The following is a 15,216-nucleotide window of genomic DNA, read 5'->3' on the forward strand; positions in this document are numbered from 1 at the left end:
ACGGAGGACACCATGACCGAACCCGCCTCGCAGCCCGTCCCCGCGACCGGCACCGCCTCGCTGGGCCGCGTCCTACGCGACCAGCGCAAGACCTTCTTCGTCGCGCTCGGCCTCGCCGTGGCGACGTACTGGATCGCGGGCCAGCTCGGCGAGTGGGGCCTGGCCGGCTGCATCGTCGCGGGCATCGCCCTCGGCCTGGCGAACCACGTCGCCACCGAGTACTGGCTGCTCAAGACGATCACGTCGGGCGCCCAGCCCTCGCGCAACGAGCTGATCGCTGCGACGCTGGTGCGGCTGGCCGTCCTGTCGGTCGTCGCCGTCGGCATCGCCGTCTGGTTCTGGCCCGACGGGATCGGCCTCCTGCTCGGCCTCGCCATCTTCCGCCTGATCGCACTCGTGATGACCAGCGTCCCCCTGCTCAAGGAGCTGAACCACCCATGACCGGCCTGTTGCTGCCCCTCGAGGGGTCCGAGATCGAGATCGGCAAGCACGTCGAGCGCACGATCGGCGGCTTCACCTTCAACCTCGACACGATCTGGGCGACCGCCGTCGCCGGCACCCTGGTGCTGATCCTGGGCTTCGTGGCGCGCAGCGCGCTCACGAAGAAGAACCCCAGCCACGTCCCCACCAAGGTGCAGCTCATCTGGGAGACGATCGTCGGCCAGGTGAACACCCAGGTCGAGGACAACCTCGGCAAGATCAACCCGTTCGTGGTCCCGCTCGCCGTCGCGCTGTTCTTCTTCATCCTCTTCGCGAACTGGCTCGAGCTGCTCCCGACCGAGCTCAACCACGACGCCCACCTGCTCCCGGCCCCCACGGCCGACACCAACCTCACCTACGCCATGGCGCTGATGGTGATGGTCGGCGTCTGGACCTACGGCATCCGGCAGAAGGGCGTGAAGGGCTACTTCAAGCACTTCCTCGAGCCCTTCCCGATCCTGCTCCCGCTCAACATCCTCGAAGAGCTCATCAAGCCGCTCACGCTGGCGCTGCGACTCTTCGGCAACATCTTCGCCGGTGGCATCATGCTCGCCCTGATCGCGCTGATGCCGGCCTACCTCCTGTGGGCCCCCAACCTGATCTGGAAGCTGTTCGACATGGCGATCGGCGGCATCCAGGCCTTCATCTTCGCGCTGCTCACCGTCCTCTACTTCGGCATGGCCGGAGCGGGCCACGGCGAGCACGAGGACGAGCACGCCGACGAGGAAACCCCCGCACTTGCGCACTGACCGGCCCATCCGGTCCGGCGCACGACCAGGTAAGTGAAAAGCACCGCACGCGGTGCGTAACCAAGGAGAGACATGGCAGACAGCGCAGCACTCGACTCGGCCATCAAGACCGCCGGCGCCTTCGTCGGCGGCGGCATGGCCCTCGCCGGTGGCGCCATCGGCGCCGGTATCGGTGACGGCCTGGCCGGCTCGTCGTACATCCAGGGCGTCGCCCGCCAGCCCGAGGCCCAGGGCCGCCTGCAGACGATCTTCTTCCTGACGGTCGGTCTGTGTGAGGCCGTGTTCTTCATCAACCTGGCCTTCATGGCGCTGTTCGTCTTCGTCCTCGGCAAGTGACGAAGCCCGAACCCACACCGCACCGCCTGACACAAAGGATCCGTAGATGAGTAGCGCAGCGCTCCTCCCGATGGCGAGCAACTTCCTCGTCCCGAACGCTACGTTCTTCGTCGAGCTGTTCGCCTTCGCGCTGATGGTGTTCATCCTCGGCAAGTACGTCATCCCGCCGATCAACAACGCGATGACGGCTCGCCAGGAGGCCATCCGGCAGCAGTTCGCCGAGCTGGACGAGGCGAAGTCCGACGCGCAGGAAGCCGAGCAGGAGTTCCGCTCGCAGATCGCGGAGGCTCGTCACGAGGCTGCGCGCATCCGCGAGGAGGCGCGTGAGCAGGGGGCGACGATCATCGCCGAGATGCGGGAGCAGGCCCAGGCCGAGGCGAACCGCATCGTCGAGCACGCCCACACGCAGATCGAGGCGGACCGCAAGCAGGCCGTCGCGTCGCTGCGTGCCGAGGTCGGCGACCTCGCCACCACGCTCGCGGGTCGCATCGTGGGCGAGGCGCTCGAGGACGAGGCTCGCCAGAGCCGCGTGGTCGACCGCTTCCTCGCCGACCTGGACGCCGAGCCGCAGACCCAGGCGGCTCCGTGATGCAGGGTGCGATGCAGGGTTCGTCGGCCGACTCGCTGGCTCGTCTGACCGACGCGCTGGGCACGGCGATCGAGGGCGGCGCCGACGGCGCGGCCCTCGGCGAGGGGCTCTTCGGTGCTGCCGACGTGCTGCGGGCCCAGCCCGCGCTGCGTCGTGCGACCACCGACCCGTCCATGCCGGCCGAGGCCAAGCGGGCGCTCGCCACCGGGGTGTTCGGCAGTCACCTGGATGCCGCCGCCACGGAGATCGTCGGCACCGCCGCCGGTCTGCGGTGGACGCGCAGCAGCGACCTCGGTGCCGCGCTGGAGCAGCTCGGTGTCGTGGCGCTGGTCAAGGCCGGCGACGCGAAGGGCGAGGGCGACCGGATCGAGGACGAGCTGTTCGCCTTCGGTCGCGCCGTCACCGAGAACCACGACCTGCGTGACGCGCTGTCCGACCCGGGCCGCTCGGACGCGGACAAGCAGGCGCTGGTCCGTGGCCTGCTCGAGGGTCGTGCCAGCGACGGGAGCATCCGCCTCGCGGAGCGCTCGGTCTCCGGTGCGCACCTCACGGTGACCCGGGCCATCGGCGAGTACGCCAAGATCGCCGCCGGCACCCGCAACCGCCTCGTCGCGCTGGTCCGGGCCGCCCGCCCGCTCGGCGACGACGAGCAGCAGCGCCTCGGCGAGGTCCTCTCGCGCCAGTACGACCGCCCCGTGCACATCAACGTCGTGGTGGAGCCGGCCCTGGTCGGCGGCGTCCGCGTCGAGATCGGTGACCAGGTCATCGACGGCACGATCGCCAGCAGGCTCGACGACGCCCGCCGTCGTCTCGTCGGCTGATCCGGTTCGACCAGCTCAACCACAATTTTTCGCAGACTGAGAAGAGAGTAGGGACGAAGATGACGGAGCTCACGATCCGTCCGGAGGAAATCCGCGACGCGCTGCAGAAGTACGTCGCCGACTACAAGCCCGAGGGTGCCAGCCGCGAAGAGGTCGGCACCGTTGCGGAGGCCGGCGACGGCATCGCGCGGGTGACCGGTCTTCCGTCGGCCATGGCCAACGAGCTGCTGGAGTTCGAGGACGGCACGCTGGGCCTCGCCCTGAACCTCGACACCCGCGAGATCGGCGTCGTCGTCCTCGGTGACTTCGACAAGATCGAGGAGGGCCAGACGGTCCGCCGCACCGGCGAGATCCTCTCGGTCCCCGTGGGCGACAACTTCCTCGGCCGGGTCGTCGACCCGCTCGGCACCCCGATCGACGGCCTCGGCGACATCGAGTCCGACACCCGGCGTGCCCTGGAGCTCCAGGCCCCGACGGTGATGGACCGCAAGTCGGTGCACGAGCCGCTCGCCACCGGCATCAAGGCCATCGACTCGATGACCCCGATCGGCCGCGGCCAGCGCCAGCTCATCATCGGTGACCGCGCGACCGGCAAGTCGACGATCGCGATCGACACGATCATCAACCAGAAGCAGAACTGGGAGTCGGGCGACCCGACGAAGCAGGTCCGCTGCATCTACGTCGCCATCGGCCAGAAGGGCTCGACCATCGCCTCCGTGCGTGGCGCCCTCGAGGAGGCCGGCGCGCTCGAGTACACCACCATCGTGGCCTCGCCCGCGTCCGACTCCGCCGGCTTCAAGTACCTCGCCCCCTACACGGGCTCGGCCATCGGCCAGCAGTGGATGTACGACGGCAAGCACGTCCTCATCGTGTTCGACGACCTGACCAAGCAGGCCGAGGCGTACCGCGCCGTGTCGCTGCTGCTGCGTCGCCCGCCGGGCCGCGAGGCCTACCCGGGTGACGTCTTCTACCTGCACAGCCGGCTGCTCGAGCGCTGCGCGAAGCTCAGCGACGCGCTCGGCTCGGGCTCGATGACCGGCCTGCCGATCATCGAGACCAAGGCCAACGACGTGTCGGCGTACATCCCGACCAACGTCATCTCGATCACCGACGGCCAGATCTTCCTGCAGTCGGACCTGTTCGCGGCCAACCAGCGCCCCGCCATCGACGTGGGTGTCTCGGTCTCGCGCGTGGGTGGTGCCGCCATGACGAAGGCCATGAAGGCCGTCACCGGCTCGCTCAAGGTCGACCTGGCGCAGTTCCGCGCCATGGAGGCGTTCGCGATGTTCGCCTCGGACCTCGACGCCGCGTCGCGCCAGCAGCTGGACCGCGGGCAGCGCCTGATGGCCCTGCTCAAGCAGCCCGCGTACTCGCCGTACCCGCTCGAGGAGATGACCGCCTCGCTGTGGCTCGGCACCACGGGTCGCCTGGACAAGGTCCCGGCCGACGACGTGCTGCGCTTCGAGCACGAGTTCCTCGACTACCTGCGTCGCTCGCACGAGGGCGTCCTCGCGGCGATCCGCGAGACGCAGAAGTTCGAGGACGACACGGCGAGCTCGCTCGAGAGCGCCTACGACTCCTTCCTCGACCAGTTCGAGACCTCGGAGGGTGGCTCGATCAAGGTCGGCCACGAGCCCGAGGTCGAGGCGCTGGAGGACGAGGACCAGGAGCAGATCGTCAAGCAGAAGCGGGGCTGACCCATGGCTCTTTCGGTGCGTGAGTACCGTGCGCGGATCAAGTCGACGGAGTCGATGAAGAAGATCACGCGCGCCATGGAGCTGATCGCTGCGTCGCGCATCATCAAGGCGCAGCAGCGGGCCCAGTCGGCCGCGCCGTACGCCCGTGAGCTGACGCGTGCGGTGTCGGCCGTCGCCACCTACGCCAACGTCGACCACCCGCTGACGCGGGAGCCGGAGGACCCCAAGCGGGCCGCCGTGCTCATCGTCACCAGCGACCGTGGTCTCGCGGGTGCCTACTCGTCCAGCGTCCTCAAGGAGTCCGAGCGACTCGCCGAGAAGCTGCGCGAGGAGGGCAAGGAGGTCGACACCTACATCGCCGGACGCAAGGGGGCCGCGTACTACAAGTTCCGCGGTCGCCCGGTCGTCCAGTCGTGGTCCGGCTTCTCCGACCAGCCCTCCAACGCGGCCGCCAGCGACATCGCCAAGGCGTTGATCGAGGCGTTCCTGCTGGAGGACGGCGAGCAGGGCGAGGACGGCAAGCACGGCGTCGACGAGGTGCACGTGGTCTACACGCGCTTCAAGTCGATGCTCGTGCAGGAGCCCACCGCGGTGCGGCTGCTGCCGCTCGAGGTGGTCGAGGGCGAGGAGAAGCCCAGCTCCGACGAGGTCCTGCCGCTCTACGAGTTCGAGCCGTCCGCCGAGAGCGTCCTGGACGGGCTGCTGCCGCAGTACGTCCAGAGCCGGATCTTCTTCGCCCTGCTGCAGGCGGCCGCCTCCGAGCTGGCCGCCCGTCAGAAGGCGATGAAGTCCGCGACGGACAACGCCGACGAGCTCATCAAGAAGTACACCCGAATCGCCAACCAGGCCCGCCAGGCTGGTATTACCCAGGAAATCAGCGAGATCGTCGGTGGCGTGAACGCCCTCGCCGACGCCAACGCCGGGAATGAGTGAGAGCAATGACTGCGACGATTGACGAGACCACGGAAACCACGGGCAAGGGCGGCGTCGGCCGCATCGCCCGGGTCATCGGCCCGGTGGTGGACATCGAGTTCCCCACCGACCAGATGCCCGAGATGTACAACAAGCTGGAGACCCAGCTGGAGCTCGGCGGCGAGACGTCCGTCCTGGCCCTCGAGGTCTCGCAGCACATCGGCGACGGCATGGTCCGCGCCATCTCGCTGCGACCCACCGACGGCCTCGTGCGCGGCGCCCAGGTGACCGACACCGGTGGCCCGATCACCGTGCCCGTGGGCAACGCGACCCTCGGCCACGTGTTCAACACCCTCGGTGACTGCCTGAACCTCGAGGAGGGCGAGACCCTCGACGTGCAGGAGCGGTGGGGCATCCACCGCAAGGCGCCCGCCTTCGACCAGCTCGAGTCCAAGACCCAGATGTTCGAGACGGGCATCAAGGTCATCGACCTGCTCGCGCCGTACGTCCTCGGTGGCAAGATCGGCCTGTTCGGTGGTGCCGGCGTCGGCAAGACCGTGCTGATCCAGGAGATGATCGCCCGCGTCGCCAAGGACCACGGCGGTGTGTCGGTGTTCGCCGGTGTCGGTGAGCGCACCCGTGAGGGCAACGACCTCATCGTCGAGATGGAGGAGGCCGGCGTCATCGGCCAGACCGCCCTCGTCTTCGGCCAGATGGACGAGCCGCCGGGCACCCGCCTGCGCGTCGCCCTGTCGGCCCTGACGATGGCGGAGTACTTCCGCGACGTGCAGAGCCAGGACGTGCTGCTCTTCATCGACAACATCTTCCGGTTCACGCAGGCCGGCTCCGAGGTCTCCACGCTCCTCGGCCGGATGCCGTCCGCGGTGGGCTACCAGCCCAACCTCGCCGACGAGATGGGCACGCTCCAGGAGCGGATCACCTCGACCCGTGGTCACTCGATCACCTCGATGCAGGCGATCTACGTGCCGGCCGACGACTACACCGACCCGGCCCCGGCCGCGACGTTCGCGCACCTCGACGCGACGACCGAGCTGTCCCGCGACATCGCGTCGCAGGGCATCTACCCGGCCGTCGACCCGCTGACCTCCACGTCGCGGATCCTCGACGCGCAGTACATCGGTCAGGCGCACTACGACTGCGCGATCCGGATCAAGCAGATCCTGCAGCGCAACAAGGAGCTCCAGGACATCATCGCGATCCTCGGTGTCGACGAGCTCTCCGAAGAGGACAAGATCATCGTGTCCCGCGCCCGTCGCATCCAGCGCTTCCTGTCGCAGAACACCTACGTGGCCAAGCAGTTCACCGGCCTCGAGGGCTCGACGGTCCCGATCGCCGAGACCATCGACGCGTTCAACAAGATCGCCGACGGCGAGTACGACCACGTCGCCGAGCAGGCCTTCTTCATGTGCGGTGGTCTCGACGACGTCGAGAAGAAGTGGTCCGAGATCCAGAAGGGCATCTGATGGCGTCGGAAGGCGACCAGCTGCAGGTGGAGCTCGTCGCGGCCGACCGGACCGTGTGGTCCGGTCAGGCCTCGATGGTCGTCGCCAAGACGGCGGAGGGTGACATCGGCGTGCTGCGCAACCACGCGCCGCTGCTCTCCCTGCTCGTCGAGGGCCTCGTGGAGATCGACGCCGTGGAGGGTGACCGCCTCGTGGCCGCCGTCGACGGTGGCTTCCTGTCGGTCGCGAACAACCGCGTGTCGATCCTCTCGGAGAACGCCGTGCTGGCCGCGGACATCGACGTCGAGGCCGCTCGCGCGGCCCTCGAGGAGGCCAACGCGGCCGACTCCGACGACGAGGACGCGGCCGCTCGGGGCCGGGCCGCCCAGGCCCGGATCCGGGCTGCGGAACGGGTCTGACCCCGGCGTCCACCTCCCGGGCCCGGTCGCTACAGTGGGCGCCCTCCGGTGCGCACCACGGCGTGCCGAGTCGGGAGGGGACGCATGCCGGTCTGGCAGTGGCTGCTCGACACGGCCGGCGCCCTGCTCCTGCTCGTCCTGCTCTACGGCGTCGCGCTGATCGTGCGGCGCCGTGTGCTCTCCCGCAACGGTGGCACCTTCGAGCTCTCCTACCGCGTCCGTCCCGAGAGGGCCGGGCGCGGTTGGCTTCTCGGGCTCGGTCGCTACTCGGGGGAGACCCTCGAGTGGTTCCGCATCTTCTCGCTCTCGCCACGCCCCAAGCGGTCCTGGCCGCGGGCGCGGCTGGCCTACGGCGACCGGCGCGAGCCCGAGGGCGTCGAGCAGATGTCGCTCTACCCCGACCACGTCGTGGTCTGCTGCATGACGCCCGACGGCGAGGTCGAGCTGGCCATGGGCCCCTCCTCGCTGATGGGCTTCCAGGCCTGGCTCGAGGCCGGTCCTCCCGGAGGGACGGCCCGCCCCCGCTGACCGGTCGTCCGACCGCGTGCGATGGACTGGTCCCGTGCCGTCCGTGATCCCCGCCCGCAACGCGGTCGCCCTGACCTTCGGCCTCAACGGCCTGTGCTTCGCGACCCTGGTCTCGAGGATCCCGGACGTCCGGTCCGACCTCGGGCTCGACAACGGCGACCTGGGCCTCCTGCTGCTGGCGATCGCGGCGGGCTCGGTGCTGGCCCTCCCGTCGAGCGGGCGCCTCATCGAGCGCGGCAGCGCGGCCGGGGTGGTCCGGCTGGGCGCGGTGTTCGCCGCCGGCGGCCTGCTCGTCGCCGCCGTCGGCGCGGGGGTGGTCGCCTCGACCGTCCTCTGCGCCCTGGGGCTGTTCGCCTACGGCATCGGCATCGGCATCTGGGACGTGGCCATGAACGTCGAGGGCGCCGAGGTCGAGCGGCAGCTGGCCCGCACCGTGATGCCGCGCTTCCACGCCGGCTGGAGCGTCGGCAGCATCGTCGGGGCCGGGATCGGCATCCCGATGGCCGCGCTGCACGTGCCGATGCCGGTGCACCTGGGCGGTCTGGCCCTGCTCTCGCTCGGCGTCGTCTGGGTCGTGTCCCGGGCGTTCCTCCCTCCGGTCCCCGCGCCGGAGGTGCCGGTCGTCCACCGCTCGGCGTGGCTCGAGCCGCGAACCCTCGCCGTCGGCGTCATGGTGCTGTCCTTCGCCGTGGTCGAGGGGTCCGCCAACGACTGGCTGGCGCTCGCGCTGATCGACGGGTACGACGCCCGCCACTGGGTCGGGGTGGCCGGCTTCTCCCTGTTCGTGACCGCGATGACGATCGGCCGGCTGGTCGGGCCGGTGGCGCTCGACCGCTTCGGCCGGGCGCCGGTCCTGTGGGGCACGTCCGGGGTCGCGGCCGCGGGCGTGCTGCTGGTCGTGCTGGGCGGCAGCGCCCCGGTTGCGGCGACCGGCATCGTGCTCTGGGGGCTCGGGGCGGCCCTGGGCTTCCCGGTGGGGATGAGCGCCGCGGCCGACGACCCGGTCCGCTCGGCGGCCCGGGTCAGCGTGGTGTCGACGATCGGCTACGCGGCGTTCCTGGCCGGGCCGCCGCTGCTCGGCCAGCTCGGCAACCACGTGGGCACGCTCGACTCGCTGCTGGCCATCGCCGCCCTCATGGCGCCCGCCGCGCTCACGGTCTTCGCCGCCCGCGAGTCGGGCTCGCGGCAGCGCACTGCCTGACGCCGGGTCCTACTCGGGCTCGAGCCCGTCCTGCACCGACGTGATGAGCGTGACGACCGCCTGCAGGTAGGCCTCCACCCGCGACTCCTCGGCCACCACCATGGCCACCGGCACCACGAGGACGACGTCGCTGACGACGCCCTCCGCGCTGTCGTCGTCCCCGCTGGTGTCGTCCTCGTCCTCCCCGGCACCCTCCCAGGCCGAGATCTCCATCTCCTCGACGTCGCGCACGACGACGTGCAGGGCGATCCCGTGGAGGCGGGCCCGCCGGGCGGCGAACTCCTCGTCGTCCAGCAGCACGCCGAGCGCGGCCTCCCACGCCTCGTCGGTGGTCGCGACCAGCGGGAGGCCCGGGTCGTCCCCGGCGTCGTCGTCGGGGCGCCACGAGGTCTCGACGCCGACCGGCACCTGCCTGCTCTTCCACTGCAGGGTCAGGCCGACCTGCTCGAGGTCGGTCAGGAAGCCCGCGACGAGCAGGTGCTCGGCCTCCGCCCAGGCCCAGTCGTCGGGATCGAGGGGGCCACCGGCCGACAGCACGTGCTCGTAGCGCGAGCGTCCGCTGGCCACCACCGCGGCCGCGAGCCACTCGGCGGTGTCGCCGGCGTGCGAGGGCGGGACGGTGCAGGCGGTCAGCAGCTGGCGGACCTTGTCCTCGACGAGGTCGAGGAACTCCTCGGACTCGCCGGACTCGACCAGCACCGCCTCGAGCCGCGGCACGGTGCGGTCGTCGGCGACCCCGCCGAGGACGTCGACGAGCTCCCAGAAGCGTGCGGACTCCATCTCAGCCCTCGCCGCGCTGGCCGCGCTCCCCGCCGGGCACCCAGAGCACGTCGCCCTGCTCGCGGTTCGCGTGGCGGGCCAGGATGAAGAGCAGGTCGGAGAGGCGGTTCAGGTAGGTGATCGCGAGCGGGTTCATCGTCGCGGCGTGCTCCGCATGGGCGGCCCAGGCCGACCGCTCGGCACGGCGTACGACAGTGCGCGCGACGTGGAGCAGCGCGCCCCCGTGGGTGCCGCCATTGAGGATGAAGGAGCGCAGGTTGGGCAGCGTCTCGTTGTAGTGGTCGCACCACTGCTCGAGCCGGTCGACGTAGTCCTGCTCGATGCGCAGCGGCGGGAACTCCGGCTCCGCGACGACCGGGGTGCAGAAGTCGGCACCCACGTCGAAGAGGTCGTTCTGCACGTGCGTGAGCACCTGCACCACGTGGTCGTCGAGGTCGCCCTGCGCCAGCGCCAGGCCCAGGTGGGCGTTCGCCTCGTCGACGTCGGCGTAGGCGTGCAGCCGGAGGTCGTTCTTGGTGGTGAGGCTCATGTCGCCGAGGCGGGTCTCGCCGGCGTCGCCGGTGCGGGTGTAGATCCGGGTGAGGTTGACCATGCAGCGAGACTAGTGGCCATGCCCCGGTCCCGGTTCGCGCTCCCCGTCCTGCTCGCGCTCCCCGGACTGGCCCTCGCGGTGGCCGGGCTCTTCCACCCGCACCACCTCACGTACGCGACGTCCGAGCGCTGGTGGACCCTGCACGTCCCCGGCCTGCTGGTCTTCCCCCTCGTGGGGCTGGCGCTGGCCCACCTCGTCCGCGGGCGGCGCGACGCCGTGGCCTGGGTGGTCCGGCTGACGGCGTACGCCTATGCCACGTTCTACTCCGCGCTCGACGTCATCAGCGGCATCGGCGCGGGCTACGTCACCCACGAGCTCGGTCCCGGCGCCGCACGTCCCGAGGCCGTCAGCCTGATGTTCCGGATCGGCACCGACCTCGGTCGGGTGGGGGAGTACGCCCTGCTCGCCTGCGTCGTGGTGCTCGCCGTCGACCAGGTCGTCCGGCTCGGCGTGCGGGCACTGCCGGGGCTGCTGCTGGTGCCCGGGGCCTGGCTCGTGCACGTCGGGCACATCTTCGCGCCGCAGGGCGTCGCCGGCACGGCGCTGCTCGGCGTGGCCACCGGCTGGCTCGCCTGGGTCGCCGCGACGCGGGGCGCCGTCCCGACCCACCGGACAACTCGCCGTCGGGACGCAACCCAATCGGGGTGATGCGCGTCATAGTGGGTACAGAGGCGTCATCGACATCGACGACCGCGGTTTCTCTGGGCCACGGGGGATGAGGCAACGATGGACATCATGACCGACGGAGCGACACTGGTCCTGAGCGGCGACTTCGACGTGCGCAGCACGTGGGAGGTGCGCAACGCCCTCTACGAGCACCTCGAGGGCCACGACGAGGACGTCGTCATCGACATGACCGACGTGAACGCCGTCGATGTGACCGCGCTCAAGGTGCTGGCCGTCGCCACCCGGCAGGCCGTCCGCGCCGGGCACCACCTCACGCTGCGCGGCTGCTCTCCCGCCGTACGCCGGATGCTGCACCTGTCGCGGCTGATCCGCGTGCTCGAGGTCGAGCGCCAGGCCGTCAGCGCCTAGTCTCGACACGGTCGGTGCGCGACCTGCTCGACCACCGAGGACGGGGCGGCGCCCGAGATGTGTTCCACGTGTCGGATGTCCCACACGCCAGACTCGTGACCCGCCGGTAACCCACGTCCTACGCTCACCCCATGAGCGAAACCGAACGGGCACCGAAGGACCGTCCCTGGGTGATGCGCACGTACGCCGGCCACTCGACGGCCACGGCGTCCAACGCGCTCTACCGCACCAACCTGGCCAAGGGCCAGACCGGCCTGTCGGTGGCCTTCGACCTGCCGACCCAGACCGGCTACGACCCCGACTCGCCGCTCGCCCGCGGCGAGGTCGGCAAGGTCGGCGTCCCGGTGCCGCACCTCGGCGAGATGCGCCGCCTCTTCGACGACATCCCGCTCACCGGGATGAACACGTCGATGACGATCAACGCCGTCGCGATGTGGATGCTCGCGATGTACCAGGTGGTCGCCGAGGAGCAGAACCCGGACAGCACCCCCGAGGAGGTCGCCGCCCAGCTGGCCGGCACGACCCAGAACGACATCATCAAGGAGTACCTCTCCCGCGGGACCTACGCGTTCCCGCCCGAGGCCTCGATGCGGCTGATCGCCGACATGATCGCCTACACGGTCCACCAGATCCCGAAGTGGAACCCCATCAACATCTGCAGCTACCACCTGCAGGAGGCCGGCGCGACGCCGACGCAGGAGCTCGCCTACGCGCTGAGCACCGCGATCGCCGTGCTCGACCAGGTCAAGAACGCCGGCCAGGTCTCCGACGACGACTTCGAGAAGGTCGTCGGCCGGATCTCGTTCTTCGTGAACGCCGGTGTCCGGTTCGTCGAGGAGACCTGCAAGATGCGGGCCTTCAACCAGCTCTGGGACGAGATCACCCGGGAGCGGTACGGCGTCGAGGACCCGAAGATGCGCCGGTTCCGCTACGGCGTCCAGGTCAACTCGCTCGGCCTCACCGAGGCCCAGCCCGAGAACAACGTGCAGCGCATCGTGCTCGAGATGCTCGGCGTGACGCTGTCGAAGAACGCCCGCGCCCGCGCGGTCCAGCTCCCGGCGTGGAACGAGGCCCTCGGCCTGCCCCGTCCGTGGGACCAGCAGTGGTCGCTGCGCCTGCAGCAGGTGCTGGCCTTCGAGTCCGACCTGCTGGAGTACGACGACATCTTCGACGGCTCGCACGTCATCGAGGCCAAGGTCGCCGAGCTGGTCGAGGGCGCCCGCGCCGAGATCGACCGGGTGCAGGCGATGGGCGGTGCGATCGCCGCGGTGGAGTACATGAAGTCCGAGCTGGTCTCCTCGCACGCCGCCCGCCGTGCCCGGATCGAGTCCGGCGAGGAGAAGATCGTCGGCGTCAACGTCTACGAGACCACCGAGCCCTCCCCGCTCACGGCCGACCTCGACGGCGCGATCATGGCCGCCGACCCGCAGGCCGAGCAGTCCGCGCTGACCTCGGTCGATGAGTGGAAGGCCGCCCGGGACGAGACCGAGGTGGCCGAGGCGCTCGCGCGGCTGGCCGCCGACGCCAAGACCGACGCCAACCTGATGGCCGCCACGCTGGCCGCCGTCCGCGCCGGCGCGACCACCGGCGAGTGGGCGGGCACCCTGCGCGAGGTGTTCGGCGAGTACCGCGGCCCCACCGGCGTCAGCGGCGCCGTCGTGGCCGAGGCGGGCGCCGAGCTGACCGCGGTGCGCGAGAGGGTCCGCGCCACCGGCGCCGAGCTGGGCGGGCGGCTGCGGCTGCTCGTTGGGAAGCCCGGCCTCGACGGCCACTCCAACGGCGCCGAGCAGGTGGCCGTCCGGGCCCGCGACGCCGGCTTCGAGGTGATCTACCAGGGCATCCGCCTGACGCCCCAGCAGATCGTCGCGGCCGCGGTGGCCGAGGACGTGCACTGCGTCGGCCTCTCGATCCTGTCCGGCTCCCACATGGAGCTGGTGCCGGACGTGCTGGACGGCCTGCGCGAGGCCGGGCTCGGCGACGTCCCGGTCATCGTCGGCGGGATCATCCCGGACTCCGACGGCCGCCGGCTCAAGGAGCAGGGCGTCGCCGCGGTCTACACGCCCAAGGACTTCGGGCTCACCGAGATCATGGGCGGCATCGTGGACGTCATCCGCCGGGCCCACGACCTCGACGACCAGGACTGAGCCCGACGGGGACGGCGCCGGGCGCGCTAGCTTCGGGCCATGAGCTCGCTGCAGTGCCCGGCCCGCCTCGTCCTCGCCCGCCACGGCGAGGCGGAGTACGAGACCGACCTGGTCACCGACGACGGCGGCTCGCTGAGCGCCGCCGGGCGTCAGCAGGCACGGGCGCTGGGGGAGTCCCTGCGCGGCGAGCGGGTCGCGCGGGTGTGGACCAGCCCGCTGTCGCGCGCCGTCCAGACGGCGGAGCTCGCCGCGGGCGTGCTCGGCACCGACGTGGTCGTCCGCAACGGCCTGCGGGAGTACGGCGTGGGCTCGCTGGCCGGCACCGACGGCGACGAGGGCGCGACCATCGGGCCGGTCTTCCGGGCCTGGGCCGAGGGTGACGACACCGCGGCGATCGACGGGGGAGAGGTCGTCGGCGACATCGTCGCCCGGGTGCACGCCGTGCTCCGGGAGGTCGCGGACGCGCACCGCGGGGAGACGGCGCTCGTGGTCAGCCACGGCGGCGCGATCCTCGCGAGCGTGCCCGGGCTGGTCGGGGCGCCCCGGCTGTCGTCGTACGACCTGGTGCTGCCGAACTGCGGGTTCGTGGTGCTCGAGGCCGACGACGAGGGGTGGCGGCTCGTCAGGTGGGATGCCGCTCACACAGTGAGGTAAGGCTGCCCTTGGTGATGTTAGGCTCACCTACATGGGCAAGAAGAAGGCGTCGGCGGAGGTGCGCAAGCTCCCCAAGACGGAGTGCTGCGTCTCCTCGTCGAAGTGCGGGCGCTGCCCCCTGCGGATGCTCAAGGAGGGCACGCTGCCCGCCGGGTATACCGTCAAGAAGCGCAAGCTCGTCCGGGTCGACGGCAAGAAGGTCACCAAGAAGAAGCTCGCGAAGGCCGCCTGACGCCTCCCGTGGCCGCACCACCCGCCTGATCCGTCGACCCGAGGAGCGCCCCGTGGCCGCCACCCGATTCACCGACCAGCTCAACGTCCAGATCGGGAACGAGCTGGCGGCGCACAACCAGTACCTCGCCTGCGCGGTCCACTACGACGACCTGACGATGCCGCGGATGGCGGCGTTCTTCTACGCCCAGGCGCTCGAGGAGCGGGCGCACGCCGCGATGATGATCCAGTACCTCCTCGACACCGACACCAAGGTCGTGATCCCCGCCGTCGAGGCCCCCGTCAACGACTTCGCCGACGTCGTCGCGCCGGTTGCGCTCGCGCTCGAGCAGGAGAAGCGGGTCACCGACCAGATCAACGGCCTGCTGCGGATCGCCCGCGAGGAGTACGACTTCGCCTCCGAGCAGTTCATGCAGTGGTTCATCAAGGAGCAGGTCGAGGAGGTCGCCACGATGAGCGACCTGCTCGCGGTCACGACCCGCAACCGCGACGACATCGAGGACATCGAGGAGTACGTCGCCCGCGAGCAGGCGTCCGGCGAGGCCGACCCCACGGCCCCGCGCGAGGCCGGCGCCTGACGCGCAG

At 70.7% G+C, this 15,216-nt stretch carries 19 protein-coding genes; 17 read left to right on the plus strand and 2 right to left on the minus strand.

The genetic code is table 11. The annotated features are described in order from the left end of the window. Positions 1-12: 12 nt before the first annotated feature. The 11 genes from H5V45_RS17900 to H5V45_RS17950 all read left to right on the plus strand — a co-directional run bounded on the left by H5V45_RS17900 (position 13) and on the right by H5V45_RS17950 (position 9,195). The gene (locus tag H5V45_RS17900; protein ID WP_185254181.1) at positions 13-441 is read left to right on the plus strand and encodes a hypothetical protein; all 429 of its coding nucleotides are present in this window, start codon (positions 13-15) and stop codon (positions 439-441) included. Next, the gene (gene atpB / locus H5V45_RS17905; protein ID WP_185254182.1) at positions 438-1,229 is read left to right on the plus strand and encodes a F0F1 ATP synthase subunit A; all 792 of its coding nucleotides are present in this window, start codon (positions 438-440) and stop codon (positions 1,227-1,229) included. The genes H5V45_RS17900 and atpB overlap by 4 nt, the downstream gene beginning before the upstream one ends. Before the next feature lie 72 nt (positions 1,230-1,301). Next, on the plus strand, positions 1,302-1,565 hold the full coding sequence (locus H5V45_RS17910) for a F0F1 ATP synthase subunit C (protein ID WP_185254183.1): 264 nt from the start codon (positions 1,302-1,304) through the stop codon (positions 1,563-1,565). A gap of 46 nt (positions 1,566-1,611) precedes the next feature. Beyond that, entirely contained in the window at positions 1,612-2,154 is a 543-nt protein-coding gene (locus H5V45_RS17915) for a F0F1 ATP synthase subunit B (protein WP_185254184.1), read from the plus strand. An 11-nt stretch (positions 2,155-2,165) separates the two neighbouring features. Then, a complete protein-coding gene (locus tag H5V45_RS17920; protein WP_246415919.1) occupies positions 2,166-2,975 on the plus strand; it encodes a F0F1 ATP synthase subunit delta in 810 nt (269 codons plus the stop codon). Positions 2,976-3,034: 59 nt separating this feature from the next. Continuing rightward, a complete protein-coding gene (gene atpA, locus H5V45_RS17925; protein ID WP_185254185.1) occupies positions 3,035-4,672 on the plus strand; it encodes a F0F1 ATP synthase subunit alpha in 1,638 nt (545 codons plus the stop codon). Positions 4,673-4,675: 3 nt separating this feature from the next. Next, entirely contained in the window at positions 4,676-5,605 is a 930-nt protein-coding gene (locus tag H5V45_RS17930; RefSeq protein WP_185254186.1) for a F0F1 ATP synthase subunit gamma, read from the plus strand. 5 nt (positions 5,606-5,610) lie between these two features. Beyond that, positions 5,611-7,068: a F0F1 ATP synthase subunit beta gene (gene atpD / locus H5V45_RS17935; protein ID WP_185254187.1), complete on the plus strand. Its 1,458-nt coding sequence runs from the start codon at positions 5,611-5,613 to the stop codon at positions 7,066-7,068. Further along, a complete protein-coding gene (locus H5V45_RS17940) occupies positions 7,068-7,466 on the plus strand; it encodes a F0F1 ATP synthase subunit epsilon (protein WP_185254188.1) in 399 nt (132 codons plus the stop codon). The genes atpD and H5V45_RS17940 overlap by 1 nt, the downstream gene beginning before the upstream one ends. Before the next feature lie 84 nt (positions 7,467-7,550). Next, positions 7,551-7,994, plus strand: a complete 444-nt coding sequence (locus H5V45_RS17945; protein ID WP_185254189.1) for a DUF2550 domain-containing protein — start codon at positions 7,551-7,553, stop codon at positions 7,992-7,994. 34 nt (positions 7,995-8,028) lie between these two features. After that, complete coding sequence (locus tag H5V45_RS17950) at positions 8,029-9,195, plus strand: MFS transporter (protein ID WP_185254190.1); 1,167 nt, start codon at positions 8,029-8,031, stop codon at positions 9,193-9,195. Positions 9,196-9,204: 9 nt separating this feature from the next. On the opposite strand, the gene H5V45_RS17955 is transcribed toward H5V45_RS17950, so the two are convergent. Together H5V45_RS17955 and H5V45_RS17960 are read right to left on the minus strand one after the other, a co-directional pair. After that, positions 9,205-9,975 (minus strand): hypothetical protein, encoded by a 771-nt coding sequence (locus tag H5V45_RS17955; RefSeq protein WP_185254191.1) that lies wholly within the window; start codon positions 9,973-9,975, stop codon positions 9,205-9,207. 1 nt (position 9,976) lies between these two features. Continuing rightward, a complete protein-coding gene (locus tag H5V45_RS17960) occupies positions 9,977-10,567 on the minus strand; it encodes a cob(I)yrinic acid a,c-diamide adenosyltransferase (RefSeq protein WP_185254192.1) in 591 nt (196 codons plus the stop codon). A gap of 18 nt (positions 10,568-10,585) precedes the next feature. Between H5V45_RS17960 and H5V45_RS17965 the strand changes: the two genes are divergently transcribed. The 6 genes from H5V45_RS17965 (at position 10,586) to H5V45_RS17990 (ending at position 15,209) form a co-directional block, all read left to right on the plus strand. Beyond that, positions 10,586-11,215 carry a hypothetical protein gene (locus tag H5V45_RS17965; protein ID WP_185254193.1) on the plus strand — a complete coding sequence of 210 codons (630 nt, stop codon included), beginning with the start codon at positions 10,586-10,588 and terminating at the stop codon, positions 11,213-11,215. Between the two features lie 87 nt (positions 11,216-11,302). Next, positions 11,303-11,602, plus strand: coding sequence for an STAS domain-containing protein (locus H5V45_RS17970; RefSeq protein WP_246415920.1), 300 nt, complete (start codon positions 11,303-11,305; stop codon positions 11,600-11,602). 131 nt (positions 11,603-11,733) lie between these two features. After that, positions 11,734-13,746, plus strand: coding sequence for a protein meaA (locus H5V45_RS17975; protein WP_185254195.1), 2,013 nt, complete (start codon positions 11,734-11,736; stop codon positions 13,744-13,746). A 39-nt stretch (positions 13,747-13,785) separates the two neighbouring features. Continuing rightward, positions 13,786-14,400, plus strand: a complete 615-nt coding sequence (locus tag H5V45_RS17980) for a histidine phosphatase family protein (RefSeq protein WP_185254196.1) — start codon at positions 13,786-13,788, stop codon at positions 14,398-14,400. Positions 14,401-14,431: 31 nt separating this feature from the next. After that, positions 14,432-14,632 (plus strand): hypothetical protein, encoded by a 201-nt coding sequence (locus tag H5V45_RS17985; RefSeq protein ID WP_185254197.1) that lies wholly within the window; start codon positions 14,432-14,434, stop codon positions 14,630-14,632. A gap of 52 nt (positions 14,633-14,684) precedes the next feature. Beyond that, the gene (locus H5V45_RS17990) at positions 14,685-15,209 is read left to right on the plus strand and encodes a ferritin-like domain-containing protein (protein ID WP_185254198.1); all 525 of its coding nucleotides are present in this window, start codon (positions 14,685-14,687) and stop codon (positions 15,207-15,209) included. Positions 15,210-15,216 lie beyond the last annotated feature (7 nt).

The organism is Nocardioides luti (assembly GCF_014212315.1).
GTDB lineage: Bacteria > Actinomycetota > Actinomycetes > Propionibacteriales > Nocardioidaceae > Nocardioides > Nocardioides luti.